Source organism: Corallococcus sp. BB11-1, from assembly GCF_026626625.1.
Lineage (GTDB): Bacteria > Myxococcota > Myxococcia > Myxococcales > Myxococcaceae > Corallococcus > Corallococcus soli.
In genome coordinates this window covers 82,313-104,916 of sequence record NZ_JAPNJY010000017.1, presented here as the reverse complement: position 1 = coordinate 104,916, position 22,604 = coordinate 82,313, and the positions used below count along the sequence as shown (strand labels likewise).

The following is a 22,604-nucleotide window of genomic DNA, read 5'->3' as shown; positions in this document are numbered from 1 at the left end:
CCCTCGGCCGGAGATGAGCAGCGGTCCGGGGCCACCTGTTGGAGTCTGCGTGAGCGCGCGTGCCCTGTCTCAGTCGACCACCGCGTCCGACCTGATCTCCCTCACCAAGCCGAGCCTGTCCTCCCTGGTGCTCATCACCGCGGCGGGCGGCATGTTCCTGGCGCCGGGGCCCCTGGGGCCGGTGCGCTCGCTGGTGACGCTGCTGGCGACGGCGGGCACGGTGGGGGCGGCGAACGCGTTCAACTGCTACATGGAGCGCCACAGCGACCAGTTCATGGCGCGCACGCGCAACCGGCCGCTGCCCGCCGGGCGCATGGACCCGTCCACGGCGCTGTGGTTCGGCCTGTCGCTGGCGGCGGTGTCGCTGCCGGCGCTGGTGCTGGGCGCGAACCTGCTCACTGGCGTGCTGGGGCTCATCGCGCTGCTGAGCTACGTGCTGGCCTACACGCCGCTGAAGGCCCGCACGTCCGCGGCGATGCTGGTGGGCGCCGTGCCGGGCGCGCTGCCTCCGCTGATGGGCTGGACGGCGGTGACGGGCACGGTGGACGCGGGCGGTTTCGCGCTGTTCGCCATCATGTTCCTCTGGCAGATGCCCCACTTCATCGCCATCGCGCTGTACCGCAAGGAGGAGTACGCGGCCGCGGGCCTCAAGTCGGTGCCCATCGAGCGGGGCGACGAGTCCAGCCGCGCGCAGGTGGTGCTGTACCTGGTGGCGCTGGTGCCCATGACGCTGCTCCCCTTCCAACTGCACATCGCGGGCACGTGGTACCTGGCGGCGGCGGTGGTGCTGGGCCTGAGCTTCCTTGGGATGGGAGCGTGGGGCTTCTTCAAGCACCTGGGGAAGCCCTGGGCGCGCCAGACGTTCTTGTTCTCGCTCGTGTATCTCACCGGTCTGTTCGCCGCGATGACGCTGGACCGCGTCCCTCGCGGCTAGCGGGCCCGCGCGGCGTCCGGTCGCGCGAGGACGCCCTCCATGCTGCCCGATATCCCGGTTGCCACTCCGCCCCCGCCGCTGCTGCGCGTCGAGGGGCTCACGCGTCGCTTCGGTGACCGCACCGCCGTGGACGGCCTGTCGCTGTCCGTGCAGCCAGGGGAGATCCTGGGTCTGCTGGGGCCCAACGGCGCCGGCAAGTCGACCACCTTCCAACTGCTCGCGGGCCTGCTCGCGCCGGACGCGGGGCAGGTGCACTTCGCCGGGCGCGTGCTGGAGCTGAGCGACCCCGCGCTGCGCCGGCAGATGGGCGTCATCTTCCAGAAGGGCAGCCTGGACGACCTGCTGACGGCCCGGGAGAACCTGCTCCTGGGGGCCCGGCTGTACGGTCTCACCGGCGCGGACGCGAAGACGCGCGTGGAGACGATGCTGGCGCTCATCGGCCTGCTGGACCGGGGCGACGAGCGGGTGGGCACCTGGTCGGGTGGCATGCGCCGGAGGCTGGAGCTGGCGCGGGCGCTGGTGCACCAGCCGCGCGTGGTGCTGATGGACGAACCCACGCAGGGCCTGGACGAAGCGGCCTTCCGCACGTTCTGGACGCACCTCAAGCGGCTGCGCGACGCGCAGGGCGTCACGGTGCTGCTCACCACGCACCGCGCGGATGAGGCGGAGGGCTGCGACCGGCTGGCGGTGCTGGATGGCGGCCGGCTGGTGGCGTGTGACACGCCCCAGGCGCTGGCCTCGCGCATGGGCGGCGACATCCTCACGCTGGAGGGGCCGGAGCCGGAGGCCCTCGCCGCGCAGGTGGCCCAGAAGCTGGGCCTCCAGGCGAAGGTGGTGGAGGGGCGCGTGCAGGTGGAGGCCACGCAGGGACATGCGCTGGTGCCGCGACTGGTGGAGGCCTTCCCCCCGGGACGGTTCGCCTCCGTGTCGCTGCGCCGGCCCACGCTGGCGGACGTGTTCCTCCAGCTCACCGGGAAGGCGTTGGGTGCGGATGCGCCCGCGCCCGTGCCCGCTCCAAGGAAACGCCGATGAGCGCCGACATCCCCGTGCCTGTCCCCACGTCGCTGGAGGCCCCGGAGCAGGCCCCTCAAGCGGCGCCCGTGGCCCCGGCCTCGCGCCGTGAGCCGGGCACGCTCGCGTTGCAGTGGGCCACGGTGCGGGTGCTGCTGGCGCGCGACGTGGTGCGCTTCTTCCGGCAGCCCAGCCGGGTGATTGGCGCTCTGGCGCAGCCCATCCTGTTCTGGTTCGTCATCGGCTCGGGGTTCGCGGGCTCGTTCCGCGTTGAGGGCGCGCAGGGGCTGGGCTACCAGCAGTTCTTCTTCCCGGGCGTCGTCACGATGGTGGTGCTCTTCAGCGCCATCTTCGCGACCATCACCGTCATCGAGGACCGCAAGGAGGGCTTCCTCCAGGCGGTGCTGGCGGGGCCGGGCTCAAGGCTGGCGGTGGTGCTGGGCAAGGCGCTGGGGTCGTCCACCATCGCGCTGATGCAGGCGTCGTTGTTCCTGCTGTTCGCGCCGCTGGCGGGCGTGGACGTGCGGGCGGTGGACTACCCGCTGCTGGCGGCGGTGATGGTGCTGTCGGCGCTGGCGCTCACCGGCATGGGGATGGCGCTGGCGTGGTGGGTGCGCTCCAGCGCGGGCTACCACGCGGTGATGAGCCTGGTGATGCTGCCCATGTGGGTGCTGTCCGGCGCCATGTTCCCGGTGAAGGGCGCGGGGCCGGTGCTGTCGTGGGTGATGCTGCTCAACCCGATGCGCTTCTCCGTGGAGGGCGTGCGCCGCGCGCTGTACGGGGCGCAGGCGTCGCTGGCGGTGGGTTCGGCCGGCGGCGGCGGGGTGGGGTGGGAGGTGCCGGCGCTGCTGGCGTTCGCGGCGGTGTTCCTGGGCCTGGCCGCGTTCAGCGTGAGCCGCCGCGAGTAGCCGTGTTGGACTTGCCCCGTGCCTTCCACTACGACGGCGGGGACCGCAAAACGGATCCACTTCGAGGAGACTGCCTCATGAAGCTGCGTACGCCTGGCTTGTCGATGGTCGCCGTCGTGGGGCTCCTGGCCCTTCCCGCGTGCAAGAAGGAGGAGGCCCCCGCGCCCGCGGCGGAAGCCCCTGTTCGCGCGCCGTCCCCCACGCAGCAGCCGCTGCCCCCCGCGGCGGCGGCGGGCGCGGGTGAGGGCGCGGCGGTGGCTCCGGCTCCCGCGGGCAACGGGGTGGTGAAGGGCTCCGTGTCCTTCACGGGCACGGTGCCGGTGATGGCGGACCTGGCGCCCAGCGTGGACCCCGCGTGTGACGGCCGGCCGGAGAAGGAGCAGTCCGTGCTGGTGAAGGACGGCAAGCTCAAGAACGTGCTGGTGCGCGTGCGCGGAGCGGTGGCGGGAGCGCCCCCGGCGCCGTCGACGCCCGTGGTGGTGGACCAGAGCAAGTGCACCTACGTGCCGCGCGTGCAGGGCGCGATGGCGGGCCAGCAGGTGGTGTTCAAGAACAGCGACGGCACGCTGCACAACGTGCGCGGCGTGGTGGGCGCCAAGCCCCTGTTCAACGTGGCGCAGCCCCCCCTGGGCGCGCCGATACAGAAGACCCTCCCGTCGGACGCGGAGGTGCTGCGCCTCAAGTGCGACGTGCACCCGTGGATGGCGGCCTACGTGGTGAGCAACGCCAACCCGTACTTCGCCACCACCGGGGATGACGGCACGTTCACCCTGACGGGCCTGCCGGCGGGCACGTACACGGTGGAAGCGTGGCACGAGACGCTGGGCACGAAGACGGCGGAGGTCACCGTGAAGGACGACGCCCCGGCGGACGCCGCGTTCACGTTCGCCGCGACGGACGCGCCCGCCAAGCCGTAGCGAGTGCCGGTGCAGGGGAGGTGACTGCTCGCGCGGGCCCCTTCCTCCTCGCGAGCCGCAAGGGTGGCCGAGCGCCCGCTGCGCGAGCAACGCGGGCCTTGAAGGCACCTGGCGACGCCGACGCACGGCACCCGTGGGGCGTGGCGGCCATGGACCTTCGCTACGCCAGAGCACGGCGCCGCACCCGTGGGGCGCGGCGGCCATGGACCTTCGCTACGCCTGCGCGCGCTCCGTGGCCTGGGCGGGAGGCCCTGCCTTGCGGAGGGTGAAGCCCACGCGCGCGCCGCCTCCGGGCCGGTTCTCCGCGAACGCTTCACCCCCGTGCGCCCGGGCAATCCGCTGCACCAGCGCGAGCCCCAACCCCAGCGAGCCGGCCTCGCGCGCCTCGCCGCCCCGGTCCTTGCGGTAGAACGGCTGGAAGATGCGCGTCTCCTCTCCGGGCAGCAGGCCCGGGCCCCGGTCCTCCACCCAGAAGCACAGGTGTTCGGTGCCGTGGTCCTGCAGCCGGAGCGCCTCCACCCCCGCCCCGTGCCGGCGCGCGTTGTCGAGCAGGTTCACCAGCGCCCGCCCCAGCAGCGTCGCGTCCGCCAGCACCGTCACGTCGTCCGTCTCCGGCTGAAGCAGCGTGGCGGACAGCCCCGTTCGCTCCAGCGCCTGGGCCGCCAGCACGCCCGCCTCCAGCGCCTTGGGCGTGAGCTGGCCGAAGTCCAGGCGCGAGCTGGCGAGCAGCTCGCCCACCAGCGCGTCCAGCTCCACCACCTCGCGGTCCACCTGGTCCAGCGTGCGCGGGTTGCCACCGCCGTCGCGCAGCAGCTCCGTCAGCACCCGCAGCCGCGCCAGCGGGGTGCGCAGCTCGTGGGACACCGCGGCCAGCAGCTCGCGTTGATCCGCCATCTGCTTCTCGATGCGCGCCGCCATGTCGTTGAAGGACTCGGCCAGCACCGCGAATTCGCCCGTGGCGTGGCGGTGGACGCTCGCCCGCGTGCCCATCTTCCCCGCGCCCAGCTCCTGGGTGGCCTTCACCAGCGTGTCCACCGGCCGCGCCAGCCGGTAGGAGATGCCTCCCGCCGCCGTCCAGAGCACCAGCACCGCGATGCCCAGGGGCAACACACCACGAAGGGGGCTGTGGCCGCGCATGCGCACGTAGCACGCCTGGGCCGTGCCCAGTTGCACCCCGTCGCGCATCACCGGGAGGGTCGCGTCCGGCTTCGCGCACGGGGCGCCTCCGCTCGCGACCACCGCGCCGGACACGTCCAGCAACTGCACGTCCACCGCCAGGTCCCGGGAGATGTCCCGCACCAGGGCCGCGCGCTCGGCGGGCGCGTCCCACACCGCCGCGAAGCGGTGGCCCACGAAGGAGCGCACGCGCTCCGTCTCCTGCTTCCACGCGGAGCCGCCCATCAGGTTCATCACCCCGGACACCACCAGCACCGTCACCAGGATGGTGAGCCCGAACATGACGAACAGCCGTCGGCGCAGCCGCGCCCGCACGAAGGACCCCAGCCGCCCCAGGTGCCAGGGCGACGCGCGGTGGTGCCGGTGCCTGCCGAAGCCGTGGACATGGGGCGGGATGCAGGGCTCGTCCCCGGAGGACTGCCGACGGCGCCAGCCCATCAGGTGCCCTCTTTCGCGAACACGTAGCCCACGCCGCGCACCGTCTTGATGAGGCGCGTGCCCACGTCCCCCAGCTTCTGGCGCAGGTGGGAGATGTGCACGTCCACCGTGCGCTCGCTCACCACCGTGTCGCCGCGCCCCGCCTCGCCCAGGAGCGCGTCACGGGGAATCACCCGGCCCGCGCGGCGCACCAGCGCGAGCAGCAGGTCGAACTCCAGGCCCGTCAAATCCACCGCGCGCCCCTCCACCCGCACCTCGCGCCCGGACACGTCGATGGACACCCCGCTGGACTCCAGCCGGTCCGCCACCGACGACGGCTGCGCACGCCGCAGCACCGCGCGCAGGCGGGCGAGCAGCTCCCGGGGGCCGAAGGGCTTGGGCAGGTAGTCGTCCGCGCCCAGCTCCAGGCCCACCACCCGGTCCGTTTCGTCGCCCTTGGCGGTGAGCATCAGCACGGGGATGCGGCTCTTGGCCCGGATGCGCTTGCACACCTCCAGCCCATCCATGCCCGGCATCATCACGTCCAGGAGCACGGCGTCGAAGGCGTTCGCCTCCAGCGCCGCCAGCCCGCGCCCGCCGTCGGGCGCGTGGCTGACGCTGATGCCGTTCTGCCCGAGGTACTCCGCGAGCAGCTCGAACATCCGGGTGTCGTCATCGATGAGCAGGACGCGGGTGGGCATGGGTGGCGTGAATCCTAACGCGCTCCCGGTGCGTCGGCGGGCCCCGACGCGGCCGGAGCCTGCTGCGCGCGCCAGTCCCAGTACGGCGGCGTCCCGTTGCTGTAGCCGGGGCCTCCCCAGCGACCCTCATGACAGGACGCGCGGTGGTGGCGGGAGAGGCTCGCGAAGCCGGAGGCGTAGCCTCCGAGGGCACCCGCGGCGAGCAGGACGACGAGCAAGCGGTGTCTCATGGTGGATCTCCAGGAAGGGGTGGGGAAGGAAGGCTCAGATCATCGAAGGGGGCGCGTCGTCGTTGTGGGGACCGCCGCCCCAGCGACCACGACCGCGTCCGCAGCCGCGCCGCCCGTACCAGCCTTCGCCGCGCCAGCCGTAGCTCCACCCGTGCTCGATGATGTCCGCGAGCTCCCGGCGCTGCCTCGGGTCGAGCGCCTCGTGCACCTGCGACAGCCCGTCCTTCACGGCGTTGCGCAGCGTCTCCAGCGCCAGGTCATGACGGCTGAACAGCTCGCGCAGCATGGCGCCGTCGAAGTGCTCGCCCCGGAGCGAACCCGCGAGCGACGTGCGGCTGGGGCCCCACTGGTCCTTCACCTTGGCGAAGGCCTCGCGCGCCTCCTCCACCGCCTTCACGATGACCTTCTCCTGTCCGGGCGACGTCTCCAGCCTCTCGAACAGCCAGCGCAGCCGGGGCCGCGCGCTCCAGCGGCCTGCGTGGCCATGGGCGTGGTGGCCGTGGTGGCCCCGACGCAGGGTGACGAAGAGGCCCGCGAGGCAGGCAGTCCCGAAAACGAATCCAAACATGGTGTGGCTCCTGGAAGCAGGCCGGGCACCGCTCAAGCGGTCCCGCGCCCTGTCTGACGGAGCACAAGGTAGAGAACGGGTGTGAAGCCCACGCCCGGGAGCGGTGAAGAAGTATGAAGGCGCGGCGGGTGCCCGCGAGGGCATGGGAATGTCGCGGAGCCACCGGGGTGTTGAAATGCCGGGCCTCGACTGCATCCGGTTTGTCGGATGAAGGACGCCTGCTCGCACGATTCCTTCCTCTGGAGTGGTGTTCGCGCGGGAAGCAGGTAGAGTACCCGGCGTGCCGAAGCGATGTGCGTTTCGGTGCGGGTGGCTGGCGCGAGCCGGTCACAGCTCAAAAGCAGAGAAAGAGAAGAGACTCACAATGGCATTCGGTACTGTGAAGTGGTTCAACGACGCGAAGGGTTTCGGCTTCATCGCGCAGGACAATGGCGAAGACGTTTTCTGCCATCACACCGCCATCAACATGGATGGCTTCCGCACTCTGGCCGAGGGCCAGAAGGTGGAGTTCGAAGTCACCAAGGGCCCCAAGGGCCTCCAGGCGCAGAACGTCCGCGCCGCGAGCTGAGCGAAACCCCGACTCTCCGGGACCGGTGAGTCACCGAAGCCCAGTCTCCCCCGAGGGAGGCTGGGCTTTCGTCTTTTCGGACGCAGGGCAGGCAGGCGGCCTGGGTGACGCCGTCCGCCAATGCTCGGGGTCTTCCCTACCTTCCCTTCAGGAGCGCGGCGCCGCACGCCGCCCCAAGGAGAGGCGAACATGGGCGACACCAGCGTGAAGAAGGTCGAAAGCCGCCATTCCCCCAAGGGGGAGATGGGCCAGAAGTACCTCGCGTCCGGCGTCCGCGTGGCCATGCGGCTGTGGGAGGACGAACCGCCCAGCGAGGCCAAGCCCGCCAGCGTCCGCGACTACGAGACCGTGGGCTACGTGCTCAAGGGCCGCGCGGAGCTGCACCTGGAGGGACAGGTCATCCTGCTCAACCCCGGGGACTCGTGGCTCGTGCCGCGCGGCTCCAGCCACACGTACAAGATCCTGGAGACCTTCTCCGCCGTGGAGGCGACCAGCCCCTCGTCCGCCGTGCATGGCCGGGATGAGCACTCGGAGGCCACGAAGAAGTCCGCCAAGGCCTGAGCGGAAGCCGCCACGCAGGGGCGAGGAGGGCGAGGTTCGCTTCCTCCTTGCCTTCGCCAGCCTGGGCAGCGGCGGGGTGGTGAGGGACAGAGAGGAGGCTGGCGGAAAGTGGCGCGACGCCAGGCCCCGCCCGCGGACGCACCTGCCCTCGCGCGAAGTAGCGCGCGGGTACGGTAGGGGCGGGAGCCGGGGTGGGCCACCGAGGGGGCCAACTGCTAGATCGCCCACTCATGCGAATCGCCATCTCCGGGACCCATCGCACGGGGAAGTCCACGCTCGTCGACGAGCTGTCCGACCTCCTCCCTGCCTATGTGACGGTGGATGAGCCGTACCATCAGCTGGAAGAAGAGGGGCACGCGTTCGCGGAGACCCCCTCGGTCGAGGACTTTGAAGCGCAGCTCGCACGGTCCATCGCGAACCTGGACGAGGCGCCTGCCGACGTGGTGTTCGACCGATGCCCGGTGGACTTCATCGGATACCTGTTGGCCCACGAGGACCGCGACGCGTTCGATATCGAAGCGTGGCTCCCACGCGTGCGCGGCGCCCTGCGGAAGCTCGACCTGATCGTCCTGGTCGGGGTTGAGCGGCCGGACCGGATCTCGCTGTCCGCCTCGGATGACGAGGAGCCGCGCCTGGCTGTCGATGAGACGCTGAAGGAGCTCCTCCTCGAGGACCCTCACGCCTTCGAAGTGGAGGTGCTCGAGGTCGAAGGTTCTCCGCGAGCGCGCGCGAAGCAGGTCCTCGCGCACCTTGCGGACGCATCCCGGTAGGAGGCGCGCCCGAAGGCTTACGCGCGCTTCGAGCCCTGGCGCGTGGCGTCGACACTCCAGATGCCCGCGCCGTGCGCGGCGATGTAGAAGAACACGAAGCAATAGAGCGCCGCGAGCTCCCCCTGGTTCACGATGGGGAGGAGGTTGCCCTTGGCGGGAACCACGTGCCCGAGGAAGAAGGCGACCGCCATCGTACCGCTCGCGAGGAACGCCGCGGGACCGGTGAACAGCCCGATTGCGACGAGCACGCCGCACACGAGCTCGATGATTCCCGCGCCATAGACGATGAACGCCGGCGCCCCAGCGGGCACGCCTCCGAACAGGCCGAAGAGCTTCTGCAGCCCATGCTGCATGAACATCAGTCCCGCCATGATTCGGAGCAGCGCGTAGATCCGCTCAGCGTGGGGTCTCAGGAATCCCATGACGTCCTCCAGTCGTGAGGCGCGGCAGTGTACGGCGGCCTCTTCCTGCCCGTGGTCGCCGGCAGCGCAGGCGCGACGCCCAGACTGCCCCGGCGTCAGCACGTGAACAGATGCCTTTCATTGGAGAAGGTGCCGCTGGAGGGCTGATCACCTCCAATTCATGGCGCAACCCCAGACACGCCTGGGTGACGTGGGCGTTGAAGAGGCCTCCGTGCGCGCTCACCCCGCGACGGCTCGCCGCGTGGCGGGGCGCAGGGTGTGGCGCATGACGTAGTCGGTGAGCCGAGGGTGTTTCTCCAGCAGCTTCAGCGTGTTCGCCAGGTGGAGGATCGACGCCAGGAGCAGGTCGGCGGCGGTGAAGGCCTTGCCCACGGCGAACTCCCTGCCCCCAAGCTGGAGGTCGATGACCGTGAGCACTTCGTCGAGCCGGGCGCGCTGCTGCGCAAGGTTCGTCCTCTGCTCCGCCGGCAGCTGTTCGTTTCGGTGGTGCTCCATCACCAAGGGATCGAGCGTCACCTCGGCGAAGAGCACCCACTGGAGATAGGGGCCGCGCTCAGGCGAGCCCGGAGGCGGCGCCAGGTGCTTCTCCGGAAAGCGGTCGGCCAGGTGGAGGAAGATCGCCGACGACTCGAAGAGCGTCACGTCCCCGTCCACCAGGACAGGGACTTCGCCGAAGGGGTGCAGTGCCAGGTAGGCAGTCCTGTTCTCCTGCGTCGACAAATCCACCTTGAGCAACTCATAGGGCACGTCGAGCTCCTCGAGCAGCCAGCGATGACGGGTCGCCCGGGTCCTGGGCGCGAAGTAGAGCTTCATGTGAGCACTCCTGGATGTGGGTCGAACCGTCGCAACCCTGCGGCCCGCGGGGCCGCCAGACAATGGGGCCACGCACGAACTCATTGTCAGGGTAGCCTTGACGGTCATGATCTCCCCCGCCGACATGGTCCTCTTCGCGAGGGTCGTTCGAGAAGGCAGCTTCACCCGCGCGGCGCGACAGCTGGGCATCACCAAGCAGACCACCAGCGAGCGGATCAGCAAGCTGGAGGAGCAGCTGGGGGTGCGGCTCCTAGAGCGAACGACGCGGCGGTTGCGGGTCACGGGCGCGGGGGCGACCTACTACGACCGCTGCGCCGCCATCGCCGCGCAGATCGACGAGGCCAACAGCGAGGTGCAGCAGCAGGAGGCGGAGCCGGTCGGCCTGCTGCGGGTGTCCTCGCCGATGCTCTACGGACGCCGCTACCTGGCTCCCGTGGTCTCAGAATATCTGGGCCGCTACCCCAAGGCGACGGTCGAACTGGTGCTGGCGGATCGCCGCATCAACCTCATCGAGGAGGGGCTGGATCTCGCGATCCAGATGGGAGCGCTCGACGACTCGTCCCTCGTGGCGCGCAAGCTGGGAGAAGGGCCCGTGTACTTCGTCGCGAGCCCAGGGTTCCTGGCGAAGCACGGGACGCCGAGCGCCAGGGAGCTCCAAGCCGCACGATGCATCGGCTTCAGTGCTTTCGAGGCGTGGCGGGTCGAGGGCGTGAAGGTGCGAATCGAGCCGGTGTTGACCGTGAACGACCTGGAGGTGGCGTGCGACGCGGCGCTCGCCGGGGTTGGCATCGCCTGCGTCCCGGCGCTCCTCTGCCGGGACGCGGTCCGCGACGGTCGGCTCAAGGTCCTCTTCGGCCCCAAGCCCGCGATGCTGCGGGCCGCTCACGTCGTCTACCCAAGCCGGCTGAATCTTCCGACCAGGGTCCGGCGCTTCGTGGAGACGCTCGCCACCCGGGTCGCGCCGATGTTGCCGCTGCATGCAGGGACGCGACGCAGGCGTTCATGACGGAGGAACCCCCTCCCCGGCCGGGCGTGGGCGCCTGGAGCTTCTCTGCGCTGGGGGGAGGGCCCCTGCGGGCGGAACTTCCGGGTGGAGTGGAGCACCGCCCACGAGCCGCCCGCGGTTCACGGGGCGGGGATGAACTTGAACTCCGCGATCACGATCTCCGCCTCCTGCCCGTTCTTGGGCGCGCGTCCCTGGAAGAGCCAGAAGTTCATGTGGACGGGCAGGGGGGACTGGGGAATGCGCTGCACGTAGTCCGGCGGATTGAAGAGCCAGCTGGCCATCTGGTTGACGTTGCCATCCTGGTGACCATGCAGCGCCTGGAAGAAGACCTGCTGCGATGACCACTGGAAGCGGTGGGTGGAGTAGGTGCCCCCGAGGCTGATGGGGTAGGCCTGATGGGAGTAGGTGACGCCCGTCACGGCGGGGTACACGGCCCAGTTGCCCATCTGCGACTGGCTGCCGCCCCACTTCGCGAACTCGATGTCGATTTCATTCGTGGCGTCCGGCCCCACGTCGGGGCGCGTGTAGTTGAACAGGCCCAGCACCACGTTGTCGTCGAAGAGGTCGGGCCGGCCAATCACCTTGAACTGGTACGTGCCGAACCCCAGCCGCTGCTGCGGCATGTAGACCTCCGCGGTCGTCCAGCGTCCGTCGCGCCAGGCAATCTTCAGGTGGAGGTGGCCGTTCGCGTCGACCCAGACGTTGCGATCATCCCAGCTGTTGGGGCCCGGGCCGCCCTGACCGCTGCGCACCTCCCATTGATAGCCAGAGAAGGAGACGCTCTTCGCCTCCGCGAGCTGAGCAAAGGCAATGCAAGAGAAGAGAACGACACCCAGGAGACGTGAGCTGCGCATGGATGACCCCGGTTGGAGGAGGGTGCTGCGTTTCGGCGGTGGGCTCGCCTGCAGCTTCATCACATCCCCTGGGATGCCCCAAGAGCGTCTCCGGGGACCGCCAGCGCGATGTCCCCAGGCAAACGCAACGCGCATTCAGGCGTGGGGGGCCAAGGCGCGTCTGGAGCACTACCGGCAACCGGCGCCACCGCGAGGAGGCGAGGGCGCTGACAGTGGGACGTCGCTCAGGCCCTTGAACATGGCTGCATCCCGTATGCCGTGGACGCGGCGCTTCCGACGCGTGATGGCTGACAGCACCCCGGGGCCTGGGGGGCGGATGGCCGTGGAAGGGCGAAGTGCCAGCTTCCCGCCTTCCGACACTCTCCCACACAATGGATGATTCCATGCTGTCATTGCGACGCGGGTTGCCTCACCTCACGGCCCTTCTCCTGCTCTGTCTGGGATGGGGGCCCCCTGCCGGGGCCCGGCCCAGGGCGCCCCTCGCACTCCCGGAGGGCTTCTCCTCCGAGCTCGTGGTCGCCGGCCTGCACTACCCGACGACGTTCGCGCCCCTCCCCGATGGGCGCCTCCTCATCGCCGAGAAGGATGGGGTGGTCCGGCTCTTCAAGGACGGCCTCCTCCAGCCCGTGCCCTTCATCGACATCCGTGGGCGGGTGAACTCGCACCATGATCGCGGGCTGCTGGGGCTCGCGGTGGATCCGGCCTTCGCCACCAATGGCTTCATCTACCTGCTCTACACCTACGACGACGACGACGCGGACGACTCCGGGCCGAAGACGTCGCGGCTGGCGCGCTACACCGCCGTCGGGGACATGGCATTGCCGTCGAGTGAGGCCGTGCTGCTCGGCACAGCGGTGGCCACCTCCTGCAATGCCCTCCCCGAGGGGGCCGACTGCATCCCCTCGGACAGCCCTTCGCACTCCGTGGGCAGCCTCCGGTTCGCGCCGGACGGCACCCTCTTCGTGACGTCAGGAGATGGCGCCCGCTTCGACGCGGTCGATGACGACGCACTGCGGGCGCAGCGCCTGGACTCACTCGCGGGCAAGGTCCTGCGCATCACCCGCACCGGCGAGGGCGTGGCCTCGAACCCGTTCTGGAACGGGGACGCCCGGGCCAACCGCTCCAAGGTGTGGGCGCTGGGGCTGCGCAATCCCTATCGCTTCAGCCTGCGCCCGGGCACCGCCACGCCCTACCTGGGCGACGTCGGCTGGAGCTCCTTCGAGGAGATCAACGTCGCGCTCCCGGGGGCGAACCTGGGCTGGCCCTGCTACGAGGGGAACTTTCGCCAGAGCGGGTACGAACCCAAGCCCCTCTGCCAGGAACTCTATGCGCGGGGACCCGGCGCGGTGCGACCTCCGCTGCACGTCTGGGATCGCGGCGTCGGCCAGACGGCGACGGGCGGCGCCTTCTACACGGGCTCCGCGTACCCGGAGACGTGGCAGGGCGCCTACTTCTTCGGCGACTACAGCCAGCAGTGGATCCGCTCCCTGCGGGTGGATGCGAATGACGAGCTCGTGCCCGACAGCGTGACGCTGTTCGCGACCGGGGTGGGCGGGCTGGTCGAGCTTGGCATCGGGCCGGACTCCAACCTCTTCTTCGTGGACATCCTCGCGGGCGAGCTGCGTCGCATCCGCTACTCGGTGGCCAACACGCCGCCCGTCGCGGTGGCCTCGGCGATGCCGCGCGAGGGGACGCCTGCCCTGCTCGTGCGCTTCTCCAGCGCGGGCTCCAGCGACCCGGATGGTGACGTGCTCCAGTTCCACTGGGACTTCGGGGACGGCTCCCCCGTGTCGACGCTGCCCGCCCCGGAGCACACGTATGTCGCGGCCGGCACCTACGTGGCCCGGCTGACCGTCAGCGATGGGCGCGGGGGCAGCCACTCCGCCACCGTGAGCATCTCCGTGGGCAACCTGGCGCCCGTCGCGACCATCCACTCGCCGTCGGAGACGTTCCGTTTCAAGGTCGGCGACGTGGTGGCCTACTCAGGCTCGGCGAGCGACGCCGAGGACGGCCCCCTTCCCGATGACCGGCTGGCCTGGACCGTCACCCTGCGCCACTGCACGGCGGGGACCTGTCATTCCCACCCGTACTCCACGAGCACGGGAGCGTCCGGTTCGTTCACCGTCCCGGACCACGGAGACGAGGTTCACTTCGAAGTCACGCTGACCGCGACCGACTCGGCGGGGCTGACGGACACCCGGACTATCACGGTGCTGCCGCAGCTCGTGCAGGTGACGCTCCGGACGTCACCGCCGGGGCTGGAGCTGGTGTTCGACGGCACGCGCGCGACGGAGCCCCGGGTCCGCCAGGTCATCGTCGGCTCCTCGCACACCCTCATCGCGCCGTCGCCGCAAGGCGTCTTCGAGTTCCGCGAGTGGTCGGATGGCGGGGCCGCGGAGCACGTCATCCAGGTCGGTCCGAGCGACGCCAGCTACACGGCCTTCTTCGAAGCCGTCGCCCCCGCGCAGTGCCCGCTCGGGCAGTACCGGGCGGAGTACTTCGCCAACCGGGACCTGACGGGCTCCCCCGTGCGGGTGCGCTGCGAGGGGGCGCCGCTCGCGCGTCTCTGGGGCAGGGGCAGCCCCGTGCCGGAGGTCGGGCCCGACGACTTCTCCGTGCGCTGGACGGGACGGTTCTCCTTCGCGTCAGGCCTGTACTTCTTCCTCGCCCAGGCGGATGACGGCGTCCGCGTGTTCGTGGACGGCGCCCGCATCATCAACGGGTGGAGGGACCAGTCGACCACGAGCTTCGTCGTGGGCCGCTGGATGCGCGCCGGTGAGCACACGGTGGTCATGGAGTACTACGAGCACGGGGGCGATGCCGTGGCCGGGCTCCGCTGGCTTCGCTGAGCCCGGCATGGATGCCGGTCGCCGGTCTGGCTCGAAGCCCATGTTAGCCTGAGGGCTTCCGCCGTAGACCTCCGTGGAGAGGGCCCATGTACGCAAAGCTGTATCAAACCCGCTACAGGGCCTCTCCAGAGCTCATTGGCATCATCGATCAGTTCACGAAGACCGCGACCGGGTTCGGCGGAACGCTGGAGTGCGGCTTCTCCCAGGGGAGGGAGGACCTCGTCACGGGCGCCTCGCATCCCGAGGACTTCACCCGGGACGGCATCTGCTACGCGCTGGTGGCCATGTGGCTGCGGATGAAGTTCGAAAAGAAGCCCGACAGTGACTTCCACGCCTGGCTCTTCGCCGAGGACGTGCGGGCCCGCAATGCCAAGATGTCCATGTGGATGCAGAAGCAGCTCTTCGCCATCGGTCTGGGCAACCCGGAGCAGGCTCGGACCCACTCCCTGTTCATGGCGCTCCCGGACAAGGGGCCCATTCATGAAGCGTTCACGACGAAGTACCCCAAGGCGGACCTCCCCGCGTTCGTGAACTTCCTCTCGGAGCGGGGCGCGCATGGCGCCCCGCTGGACCCTTCGTACGATCCGGCGAAGTACGCGGCGAAGCAGCAGCGGGCGCGGTATCGGCTCGACACGGAGAGCCGCAGCTACAAGCTCACGCAGTTGAACGCCCGGATGGAGCGCCTGGAGATCTGGCACGAGGCGGAGATCAGCCGGGCAGACGTCTACGCACTCCAACTGGCGGCGAGCAAGATCACCAAGTCGGCCACGACGGCCAACCGGCTCTCCTCCAAGGACCGGATTGTCTCCGCCACGCTCCAGGCGAGCTACGTGCCCGACGCGGATGAGGATGGAGGCAAGAAGCGGCTGGAGGCGTCCCAGCTCATCGTCGATGCCATGCTCAAGTATCAGAAGGAGCTCAAGAACCAGGACGCGTTCGTCCTGATCTCCTTCAGCCGGCACGTCGTGGGGGTCTTCTTCTCCCGCTCGCCCTGGACGGGCAACGGCGTCCTCTCCTTCTTCGATCCCAACTACGGCATCTGGCGCTTCGAGAGCAGCTCCCGGGATGAGCGCTGCATCCGGTTCAGGAAGTTCTTCTACGTGCTCACCTACCTGTACCGGGAGATGGACTCGCTCTCGATCAAGATCCTCTCGCGGCATTGAGCCAGGGGCGCCCCGGCGCGGGCGCTACCGCAAGGACGAGGGCCAGGTGAAGATGCTGCTGGCCAGCAACAACAGGCCCGCCATCAATGGCACCGCGCCGCAGCCCCCGCCCGGCAACCCGAACGCCGTCAAAAGGATCTCCGAGGAGGAGATCCGGCAGCTCCCCAACCGCGCCCTCCAGGACTTCGCGCGGCGTGCAACGCATCCGCGCCCGCTCCGAAAGCCATGGCGCCATCGCCTTCGTGTTCCGCTGCGTCACCGCGCTGGAGATGGTGGTAGGGCATTCAAAGGTGGGCAGGGTGGTGCGCAGGGCAGCCCCGTCCTGACCATCCGCGTCTGTTTCAAGACGCTCGCCTCCCGGGGAATCTCGGATTGCAAGAAGATCTAAATATCCGGAATTGTTGGATGCGCGGGTCGCTGGGGCAATGGCTGTCAAGGGCAAGCGAGCACAAGATGCTGTGCAAGGCAGACATGGTGCTTCGCCATGGCTGCCCTTCCGGGTCCACCTGTGAGTGGGGCGGACTTCCTTGCAATTGGCAGCGACATTCCAAGGTGAACCATGACGAACCTCGGCAAATCCCTTGTTGGTGTGGCCTGGTGTGCGCTGTTCCTCGGTGCTTGCGGGCCGCTTCCCGAAGGGGAGGAGTTCGACGGCGCCGAGCCCGGGGAGGGCGAGGTCCTGGAGGATTCGGAGATTGGAAGGGTGGAGCAGCAGACCCTGGCGGGCGATCTGGGCAGTGCGCTGGGGTCTCCGGTCGCCACCTATCCCACCAGCTGTACCGCGACCAACCAGTGGGCCACCTCCTGCCGTTCGGGTTCGTCGCGGGATGTCTCCTTCGTGTGGCGGGTCCCCGCGACCGGGACCTATTCGTTCTCCACGAGGAATTCAAACTTCGACACCATCATGGAGATCCGCAACTACAAGAACACTTCGGAGATCCTGAAGTGCAATGACGACAGCGGCGACCTCCTCACGTCTGGCATCACGCTCAGTGGCCTCATCAAGGGCGTGCAGCTGCTGATCATCGTCGAGGGCTACGAGGGCGACTGCGGCAACATCCAGTTGAACATCGTCAAGCGGTAGCCTCCGCGAAGGATTGACGCAGGGCGCGTCGCCCGGCAGCTTGGACGCGTCCTGCGGAAACGCAGGCCGCCTGCCGGAAGCGCGACGGGCACCTGTGCCGCCTCTGGGGCCCTGGAGGGCGAAGGACTGGCATGTAACGTACTTCGGTGTCGCCCAAGGTGTCCCGCGACTTCGAGGAGGTGCGCCGGACCGTGCAGCGTGAGCTGGCACCCGGTTCCCGCCCGCCCTCGGACGCACCGCATGCAATGCCAGACGCGCGGCTCGCGCGGACTCCACCGCCCGGGCTCGTCCCGTCCGGGGCGCGGGCGGAGGTGGGCCGCACGCGCTCCATGCCCGTGCTTCCGCTGGCCCTGCTGGGAGGAGGCGTGTTGCTGGGTGGCTTCGGCGGCTACTTCGGCCTCCAGTCACGGAGCAACGTGAATGCCGCGCGCGACGAGGTCTTCTACAGCAACCGGACCGCGCACCTGGACAGCGCGCGGGGCCAGGCGATCGCGGCCAACGTCCTGCTGGGCGCGGCCGTCACCGCCGCCGCCGGAGCCGCCGTCACCTGGCTCCTCATGGACGACCCGCCGTCGCCCCGGACGGAGGTTTCGCCATGAAGCGTGCCGTGGCCGTGGGACTCGGGCTGCTCTGCATCACCTGCACGGTGCCGGACATCGAGGAGCTGGAGGAGGAGCGCCCCAGCACGTGCGACGCGAGTCACCCCTGCCAGGTCCGGGTGCTGCTGACCTACGACGGCTTCCGTCCGGGCTGCGTCACGCTGCGACTGGTGGACGCTGAGGACGGCTCCAGGACTTTCGAGCTGCCGGTGGAGCCGCCCGGGCTCGCGGGGTCGGGAACGGGGGAGGTGGGCTTCATTCGCCCGGCAGGGGGGAGTGACACCGTGAGGGTGACGGCCTCCGCCCGCGAGCGCTCTTGCGCGGGCCAGGAGGTGGCCACCGCGTCGGCGCAGGGGGTCGTTCCCGAGAAGGGGACCGCCACGGTCGAGCTGGAGTTAAGCGCGCGGGATGAAGACGGTGATGGCTTCGTGAGCACCACCACCCGGGGCACGGACTGTGATGACCGCTCCGTCTCCAGCTCGCCGGGCGTGGAGGAGCGCTGCGACTTCCTGGACAACGACTGTGACGGCCGGGAGGACCCGGCGCCCATCTGTGACGGCGTCGATTGGAGGAGCACCGAACCCATCCCGGGTGCGAGCTTCCGGGACGTGGCGCCCCATGCGCGCAACCAGGCCTGGCTCGTGAGTGACAGCAACGACTTGCTCGCCCACGTCCGGCGGGAGACCGACGGCGGCTTCGACGTCGAGCTGTTCACCGATTGCCACGGGGCGTGGTCCACGGCGTGGGCGCGACCGAGCGATGGGCGTTTGTTCATGGGCTCCAGGGAGGGGCAGCTCGCCACGCGGACGCTGGTCGCCGGGGAGCCCTGCACGCTGACAGCCTTCGACGGACGTGGCGCGGCCATCCAGGACCTCGTGGGCTTCGAGGCCGACGGAGGCACGACGCTCTTTGCGGTGAGCAAGGCCGGGGACATCCTGCGCTGGGACCCTCCGGCACAGCCGGTGCGGGTGGCGCAGGTGGACGCGGACCTCCGCTCCATCCACGGGCTCGACCCGCGAACGCTCATCACCGTGGGCCGCGCGGGCGAGGTGCCGGTCGCGTACCACGTCAACGCGGACGGTGGCCCATGGCTGCGGGAGACGCTGCCGCCCCCCTCCGAAGGGCAGGTCGCCCTGCACGCCGTGCACGTCGTGGCGCCGGGCCTTGCCTACGCGACGGGAGACCGGGGACTGCTCCTGGAGCGTGCGGCGGGCACCTGGAGCACGAAACCTCCCTATCCCATCTTCGTGGATGGTGGCGTCTCGCCCGACATCCTTGACGTGGTGGCCTTCGGGCGGGGCGCTGTCATCGCGGTCCTGGGCACGGACGACCTCGTTCGCTTCGACGGAGAGACGTGGAGGGACTTCCGCTTCGGCACCCAGGGCTTCACGACCCTGGAGGGGCTGTCGTCGGACGAGCTGTGGAGCGCCACTGTCGACGGCACCGGGTTCCACTGGGCCCCCCAGGCCCCGTGAGCCTCTTCCGGGCAGGGGGCCGACGATGGGCGTCCGCATGCCCTCCAATCCTGGTCCCTGGATGGGCGATGGCGGAGGATGCAATCCGCGCGGGCCGCGTGCGTACCAGCCCCCACAGCCCTTCCCTTGGAGAACGCCTTGCGTCCACCGCTTCGCCGCGTCACCCCCGTTGCCCTCGCGGGCTGTAGCGCCGTCGCCCTGCTCACCGCGGCGGACACGCGCAAGCCCACGACCGAGTGGGTGGCCCGTCCCTCCGAAGCAGCCCGAATCGCGCGGGTGGAGGCGGGCCTTGCTCCCGTCGCGCTTCCTGGTGAGGAGCCCCAGCGCATGTCGCTCCAGCGCTGGATGGAGCTGTACAAGATTCCCGGCGTCAGCATCGCCGTGTTCGAGAAGAACGCGCTCGTCTGGGCCAAGGGCTATGGCGTGAAGCAGGTCGGCGGCACGGATCCCGTCATGCCGGACACGCTGTTCCAGGCCGCGTCCATCAGCAAGCCGGTGTCGGCCCTCGCGGCGTTGCACTACGTCGAAGCCGGCAAGTGGTCGCTGGACGCGAACATCAACGACAAGCTCGTCTCGTGGAAGCTGCCCGAGAATGACTTCACGACGAAGGAGAAGGTGACGCTGCGCCGCCTGCTCAGCCACAGCGCGGGCACCACCGTGCACGGCTTCCCCGGCTATGCCGTCACCGAGCCCCTTCCCACGGTGGCGCAGATCCTCGATGGGGCGAAGCCCACGAACACCGCGCCGGTGCGGGTGGACCTCGTCCCCGGGACGCAGACGCGCTACAGCGGCGGCGGCACCACCATCGTCCAGGCGATGATGGTGGATCAGCTCAAGAAGCCGTTTCCGCGGATCATGCAGGAGGCGGTGCTGGCGCCGCTCGGCCTGAAAGACAGCACGTACGAACAGCCCCTGCCCGCCTCCCTCGCGTCCAGGGCAACCGCCGGCACGTACTTCGGGGGCAAGGGCGTCGAAGGGAAGTGGCACGTCTACCCGGAGATGGCGGCCGCGGGCCTGTGGACGACGCCGTCCGACCTCGCGCGCATCGCCATCGAGGTGTCGAAGGCGCGGGCGGGCAAGTCCTCGCGCGTGGTGTCCCAGGCCATGGCGAAGCAGATGCTCACGAAGCAGTCAGAGAGCTTCGGGCTCGGGTTCCAGTTGGAAGGCAAGGACCGCTTCGGGCACGGCGGCTCGAATCGGGGCTTCCAGTGCTCACTGACGGCGTTCGCCGACTCGGGCAGCGGGGTCGTCATCATGACCAACTCGGACAGCGGCTTCCTGCTGATGGACCGCATCGCGGACAGCGTGGCCGCCGAGTACGGCTGGAAGTCGTATGTCCCCCGTCCGGAGGTGACGTTCGTCCAGATGGACCTGCTCGCGCGGCTCAAGGGGACGGATGCCACCCTTGCCTGGTACCGGTCGATGAAGCGGGACGACGCGGCGGGGAAGCTCTCCCCCAACGACCTGAACAACCTGGGCTACCGGCTGCTCCGGGAGGGACAGCAGGGCGACGCCCTGAAGGTCCTCAAGGCGAACGTGGAGCTCTATCCCACGGACGCGAATGCCCATGACAGCCTGGGTGAGGGCTACATGGAGGCGGGACAGAAGGCGGAGGCCATCACCCACTACAAGAAGTCGCTCGCGCTGGACCCGAAGAACAGCCGCGCCGTGGAGATGCTCAAGAAGCTCGGCGCGCAGCCCTGACCCCCACCCGGTCGCGTCCGTCGTGTCGCCCGGACCGGGACTAGAAGTGGAGCTGCATGCGCACGCCGGGCTGGAGCCAGGCGTGCACCCTCCGGCCGTCGTTGGAGAAGTCGCGGGAGCCGGACCGTCTGTACTGGCCCAGCGACGCGGAGAGGTAGGGGCCCACCGCCATCGTGCGATTGATCCGCAGGTCCACGCCGACGTGCGCGTGCCCCAGGTCGAAGCCCCCATACGGCAGGGAGCCGGTCTCCCCCGCTTCGTCCTCGAACTCCACCGTGGCGTTCTCCAAGCCCAGGCCCACGCCCACCCAGGGCGACACGAACGCGCCCGGCCGGAAGTGGTAGTCCAGGTCAATGCCGTACCGTCTCACATTGGAGCCGCACAGGGCCTCGAAGCACGCCTCGGGTGACCTTCCAAAGCCAAACTGGAAGTAGATGCCCAGCGAGAGCCGCGAGTTGAAGAAGTACGCGAGCTCCACCTGCGGTGACACCGTCTCACCGATGACGTCCGTCATCTTCACGTCCCCGACCGCATTGCCCAACGGGATGCCATAGGCCACGCGAAAGCCCAGCGCGAACCCCGCGCCCTTGGGCTCGAGCGGCTGCGCCTCCACTGGCGCGGCCCACAGCAGGAAGGAGGACACCATCAACGAAGAGAGGAAGGGACGAGCAGTCATGTCGTTCACGCGAATCGCCAGCCGGTGGGTGTCTGCGACGGCGCCGCGCATTGCAAAGCCGCCGCCAGCCCGCCCCAGCCGCATCCCAGAGGGGAATCCGTCCTGGGCATGGCTGAAATGCCCTGCCACCCGCGACATGGATGTCAGGTCAGGGGCGCGCGCCCAACGGTTCTCCGGCGCTACTCCCCGCGCCTGACCCGGGTCTTGAGCAGGAGCTCGTCCATCACGGACGAGAACTTCCGTGGGTCGAAGGCCTTGTCCGGAGAGTGGGCCTGCTCCGCCTGGGAGAACTGCTCCACGAGCTGCCGGAGCGGGTGCTCCATGTACTGCCGATAGGACTCGTACGTCTTCTTGCGCAGGGTGTCCTGGTAGGCCCGCTCGTTGTCCTTCCAGACCTCGCTCCGGTAGCGGTGGTTCACGCCTCGCTCGAGCATGCCCTGGTTGAACCGCCGTTGGAGCTGCCCCAGGAACGTCAGCAGAAACGCCTTCGCCTCCTGCTCCCGGAGGAAGACCCGCTCCAGGCCGAAGGAATCCATGCCCACGAGGACGTGGTACGTGAGGCCATCCAGCGCCTGCGCCTGATTGCGCTTCGCCTTGCGCCAGTTGACGAGCTCCTCACCGTAGAACGTGGACTCGAGGTCGTGCGTGCGGAGGAAGACGTGCATCGTGTCGCGGCAGCTCGCGGCGACTTCGACATACCGGGCGGAAATGGTGTCCCAGAGCGCGCCTTGCGGCCCCCAGTCGTCGCTGCCCAGCCAGAGCTTGAACTGGGGGTTGGTCATCTTGTCCAGGATGCCGCCGTACACGGTGCTCTCCAGCGTGTCGTAGCCTCTGGCGCGCACGTACTGGCTGACCTGCAACCCTCCGGACCAGAGGGCCAGTGGCGTGCCGGAGACCGCTGGCATCATCAGCTCCCGGGCCCTGACCGCGACCAGCTTGTCCAGGGCGACGAACTCGGGAACGGGCAGGTTCCAGGCATTGACGGCGATGAACTCGGCCCGACGCTGAAGCCCCCGGATGATGAGCTCCCACGAATCCTGGATGAAGGCGGGTTGCAGCCTCGCTTCACGGCAGCGGCGCTCGTACTCCTTGAAATGAGGATGGATGGCGGGGAAACGCACGATTTCGGCCCAGCTCACATCGGCGCTCGGTGGCATGAGGTTCTCGGAGCCCTCTCAGCAGCAGGACTCCATGTCAG

General features: G+C 69.5%; 24 protein-coding genes. 15 read left to right on the top strand and 9 right to left on the bottom strand.

What is annotated here, in order from left to right:
- Positions 1–49 precede the first annotated feature (49 nt).
- The 4 genes from cyoE to OV207_RS14860 all read left to right on the top strand — a co-directional run bounded on the left by cyoE (position 50) and on the right by OV207_RS14860 (position 3,770).
- Positions 50–934, top strand: a complete 885-nt coding sequence (gene cyoE, locus OV207_RS14875; RefSeq protein ID WP_193347888.1) for a heme o synthase — start codon at positions 50–52, stop codon at positions 932–934.
- Between the two features lie 39 nt (positions 935–973).
- A complete protein-coding gene (locus OV207_RS14870) occupies positions 974–1,966 on the top strand; it encodes an ABC transporter ATP-binding protein (RefSeq protein WP_267555904.1) in 993 nt (330 codons plus the stop codon).
- Entirely contained in the window at positions 1,963–2,853 is an 891-nt protein-coding gene (locus OV207_RS14865) for an ABC transporter permease (RefSeq protein ID WP_193347889.1), read from the top strand. Before OV207_RS14870 ends, OV207_RS14865 begins: the two co-directional genes overlap by 4 nt.
- A 77-nt stretch (positions 2,854–2,930) precedes the next feature.
- The gene (locus tag OV207_RS14860; RefSeq protein ID WP_267555903.1) at positions 2,931–3,770 is read left to right on the top strand and encodes a carboxypeptidase regulatory-like domain-containing protein; all 840 of its coding nucleotides are present in this window, start codon (positions 2,931–2,933) and stop codon (positions 3,768–3,770) included.
- Positions 3,771–3,983: 213 nt separating this feature from the next.
- Here OV207_RS14860 and OV207_RS14855 read toward each other — a convergent pair whose 3' ends face one another.
- The 4 genes from OV207_RS14855 to OV207_RS14840 are packed head-to-tail and all read right to left on the bottom strand — an operon-like array spanning position 3,984 to position 6,862.
- A complete protein-coding gene (locus tag OV207_RS14855) occupies positions 3,984–5,384 on the bottom strand; it encodes a sensor histidine kinase (protein ID WP_267555902.1) in 1,401 nt (466 codons plus the stop codon).
- Positions 5,384–6,064 carry a response regulator transcription factor gene (locus tag OV207_RS14850; RefSeq protein WP_193347892.1) on the bottom strand — a complete coding sequence of 227 codons (681 nt, stop codon included), beginning with the start codon at positions 6,062–6,064 and terminating at the stop codon, positions 5,384–5,386. The genes OV207_RS14855 and OV207_RS14850 overlap by 1 nt, the downstream gene beginning before the upstream one ends.
- 14 nt (positions 6,065–6,078) lie before the next feature.
- On the bottom strand, positions 6,079–6,294 hold the full coding sequence (locus OV207_RS14845; RefSeq protein WP_267555901.1) for a hypothetical protein: 216 nt from the start codon (positions 6,292–6,294) through the stop codon (positions 6,079–6,081).
- Positions 6,295–6,328: 34 nt separating this feature from the next.
- A complete protein-coding gene (locus OV207_RS14840; RefSeq protein WP_267555900.1) occupies positions 6,329–6,862 on the bottom strand; it encodes a periplasmic heavy metal sensor in 534 nt (177 codons plus the stop codon).
- A gap of 364 nt (positions 6,863–7,226) precedes the next feature.
- Between OV207_RS14840 and OV207_RS14835 the strand changes: the two genes are divergently transcribed.
- From OV207_RS14835 to OV207_RS14825, 3 genes are all read left to right on the top strand, one after another.
- The gene (locus OV207_RS14835; protein ID WP_120531653.1) at positions 7,227–7,430 is read left to right on the top strand and encodes a cold-shock protein; all 204 of its coding nucleotides are present in this window, start codon (positions 7,227–7,229) and stop codon (positions 7,428–7,430) included.
- A 189-nt stretch (positions 7,431–7,619) separates the two neighbouring features.
- Positions 7,620–7,991: a cupin domain-containing protein gene (locus OV207_RS14830; RefSeq protein ID WP_193347894.1), complete on the top strand. Its 372-nt coding sequence runs from the start codon at positions 7,620–7,622 to the stop codon at positions 7,989–7,991.
- A 230-nt stretch (positions 7,992–8,221) separates the two neighbouring features.
- Positions 8,222–8,761 (top strand): AAA family ATPase, encoded by a 540-nt coding sequence (locus OV207_RS14825; RefSeq protein ID WP_267555899.1) that lies wholly within the window; start codon positions 8,222–8,224, stop codon positions 8,759–8,761.
- Positions 8,762–8,778: 17 nt separating this feature from the next.
- Here OV207_RS14825 and OV207_RS14820 read toward each other — a convergent pair whose 3' ends face one another.
- Complete coding sequence (locus OV207_RS14820; protein ID WP_267555898.1) at positions 8,779–9,183, bottom strand: DoxX family protein; 405 nt, start codon at positions 9,181–9,183, stop codon at positions 8,779–8,781.
- Between the two features lie 219 nt (positions 9,184–9,402).
- Positions 9,403–9,996: a glutathione S-transferase family protein gene (locus OV207_RS14815; protein WP_267555897.1), complete on the bottom strand. Its 594-nt coding sequence runs from the start codon at positions 9,994–9,996 to the stop codon at positions 9,403–9,405.
- 106 nt (positions 9,997–10,102) lie between these two features.
- On the opposite strand from OV207_RS14815, the gene OV207_RS14810 reads away from it, so the two are divergent.
- Positions 10,103–11,002 (top strand): LysR family transcriptional regulator, encoded by a 900-nt coding sequence (locus OV207_RS14810; protein ID WP_267555896.1) that lies wholly within the window; start codon positions 10,103–10,105, stop codon positions 11,000–11,002.
- A gap of 119 nt (positions 11,003–11,121) precedes the next feature.
- On the opposite strand, the gene OV207_RS14805 is transcribed toward OV207_RS14810, so the two are convergent.
- Complete coding sequence (locus OV207_RS14805; RefSeq protein WP_267555895.1) at positions 11,122–11,856, bottom strand: glycoside hydrolase family 16 protein; 735 nt, start codon at positions 11,854–11,856, stop codon at positions 11,122–11,124.
- A 383-nt stretch (positions 11,857–12,239) separates the two neighbouring features.
- On the opposite strand from OV207_RS14805, the gene OV207_RS14800 reads away from it, so the two are divergent.
- The 7 genes from OV207_RS14800 (at position 12,240) to OV207_RS14770 (ending at position 20,730) form a co-directional block, all read left to right on the top strand.
- On the top strand, positions 12,240–14,705 hold the full coding sequence (locus tag OV207_RS14800) for a PQQ-dependent sugar dehydrogenase (RefSeq protein ID WP_267555894.1): 2,466 nt from the start codon (positions 12,240–12,242) through the stop codon (positions 14,703–14,705).
- 86 nt (positions 14,706–14,791) lie between these two features.
- Positions 14,792–15,868 carry a hypothetical protein gene (locus tag OV207_RS14795; RefSeq protein ID WP_267555893.1) on the top strand — a complete coding sequence of 359 codons (1,077 nt, stop codon included), beginning with the start codon at positions 14,792–14,794 and terminating at the stop codon, positions 15,866–15,868.
- Positions 15,869–15,914: 46 nt separating this feature from the next.
- Entirely contained in the window at positions 15,915–16,256 is a 342-nt protein-coding gene (locus OV207_RS14790) for a hypothetical protein (RefSeq protein ID WP_267555892.1), read from the top strand.
- A 171-nt stretch (positions 16,257–16,427) separates the two neighbouring features.
- Positions 16,428–16,952: a hypothetical protein gene (locus OV207_RS14785; RefSeq protein WP_267555891.1), complete on the top strand. Its 525-nt coding sequence runs from the start codon at positions 16,428–16,430 to the stop codon at positions 16,950–16,952.
- Between the two features lie 146 nt (positions 16,953–17,098).
- Positions 17,099–17,551 (top strand): hypothetical protein, encoded by a 453-nt coding sequence (locus tag OV207_RS14780; RefSeq protein ID WP_267555890.1) that lies wholly within the window; start codon positions 17,099–17,101, stop codon positions 17,549–17,551.
- A complete protein-coding gene (locus OV207_RS14775) occupies positions 17,548–19,026 on the top strand; it encodes a putative metal-binding motif-containing protein (protein WP_267555889.1) in 1,479 nt (492 codons plus the stop codon). Before OV207_RS14780 ends, OV207_RS14775 begins: the two co-directional genes overlap by 4 nt.
- A 138-nt stretch (positions 19,027–19,164) precedes the next feature.
- On the top strand, positions 19,165–20,730 hold the full coding sequence (locus OV207_RS14770) for a serine hydrolase (protein WP_267555888.1): 1,566 nt from the start codon (positions 19,165–19,167) through the stop codon (positions 20,728–20,730).
- 40 nt (positions 20,731–20,770) lie between these two features.
- On the opposite strand, the gene OV207_RS14765 is transcribed toward OV207_RS14770, so the two are convergent.
- Together OV207_RS14765 and OV207_RS14760 are read right to left on the bottom strand one after the other, a co-directional pair.
- Positions 20,771–21,406, bottom strand: coding sequence for a hypothetical protein (locus OV207_RS14765; RefSeq protein ID WP_267555887.1), 636 nt, complete (start codon positions 21,404–21,406; stop codon positions 20,771–20,773).
- Positions 21,407–21,585: 179 nt separating this feature from the next.
- Positions 21,586–22,527 (bottom strand): hypothetical protein, encoded by a 942-nt coding sequence (locus OV207_RS14760; protein ID WP_193347907.1) that lies wholly within the window; start codon positions 22,525–22,527, stop codon positions 21,586–21,588.
- Positions 22,528–22,604 lie beyond the last annotated feature (77 nt).

Coding starts and splice junctions, on each gene's coding strand:
- OV207_RS14830 (WP_193347894.1), top strand. CDS start 7,620: ATGGGCGACACCAGCGTGAAGAAGGTCGAAAGCCGCCATTCCCCCAAG.
- OV207_RS14810 (WP_267555896.1), top strand. CDS start 10,103: ATGATCTCCCCCGCCGACATGGTCCTCTTCGCGAGGGTCGTTCGAGAA.
- OV207_RS14870 (WP_267555904.1), top strand. CDS start 974: ATGCTGCCCGATATCCCGGTTGCCACTCCGCCCCCGCCGCTGCTGCGC.
- OV207_RS14825 (WP_267555899.1), top strand. CDS start 8,222: ATGCGAATCGCCATCTCCGGGACCCATCGCACGGGGAAGTCCACGCTC.
- OV207_RS14820 (WP_267555898.1), bottom strand. CDS start 9,183: ATGGGATTCCTGAGACCCCACGCTGAGCGGATCTACGCGCTGCTCCGA.
- OV207_RS14860 (WP_267555903.1), top strand. CDS start 2,931: ATGAAGCTGCGTACGCCTGGCTTGTCGATGGTCGCCGTCGTGGGGCTC.
- OV207_RS14800 (WP_267555894.1), top strand. CDS start 12,240: ATGCTGTCATTGCGACGCGGGTTGCCTCACCTCACGGCCCTTCTCCTG.
- OV207_RS14855 (WP_267555902.1), bottom strand. CDS start 5,384: ATGGGCTGGCGCCGTCGGCAGTCCTCCGGGGACGAGCCCTGCATCCCG.
- OV207_RS14785 (WP_267555891.1), top strand. CDS start 16,428: ATGACGAACCTCGGCAAATCCCTTGTTGGTGTGGCCTGGTGTGCGCTG.
- OV207_RS14850 (WP_193347892.1), bottom strand. CDS start 6,064: ATGCCCACCCGCGTCCTGCTCATCGATGACGACACCCGGATGTTCGAG.
- OV207_RS14865 (WP_193347889.1), top strand. CDS start 1,963: ATGAGCGCCGACATCCCCGTGCCTGTCCCCACGTCGCTGGAGGCCCCG.
- OV207_RS14795 (WP_267555893.1), top strand. CDS start 14,792: ATGTACGCAAAGCTGTATCAAACCCGCTACAGGGCCTCTCCAGAGCTC.
- OV207_RS14815 (WP_267555897.1), bottom strand. CDS start 9,996: ATGAAGCTCTACTTCGCGCCCAGGACCCGGGCGACCCGTCATCGCTGG.
- OV207_RS14775 (WP_267555889.1), top strand. CDS start 17,548: ATGAAGCGTGCCGTGGCCGTGGGACTCGGGCTGCTCTGCATCACCTGC.
- OV207_RS14805 (WP_267555895.1), bottom strand. CDS start 11,856: ATGCGCAGCTCACGTCTCCTGGGTGTCGTTCTCTTCTCTTGCATTGCC.
- OV207_RS14835 (WP_120531653.1), top strand. CDS start 7,227: ATGGCATTCGGTACTGTGAAGTGGTTCAACGACGCGAAGGGTTTCGGC.
- OV207_RS14845 (WP_267555901.1), bottom strand. CDS start 6,294: ATGAGACACCGCTTGCTCGTCGTCCTGCTCGCCGCGGGTGCCCTCGGA.
- OV207_RS14765 (WP_267555887.1), bottom strand. CDS start 21,406: ATGACTGCTCGTCCCTTCCTCTCTTCGTTGATGGTGTCCTCCTTCCTG.
- OV207_RS14840 (WP_267555900.1), bottom strand. CDS start 6,862: ATGTTTGGATTCGTTTTCGGGACTGCCTGCCTCGCGGGCCTCTTCGTC.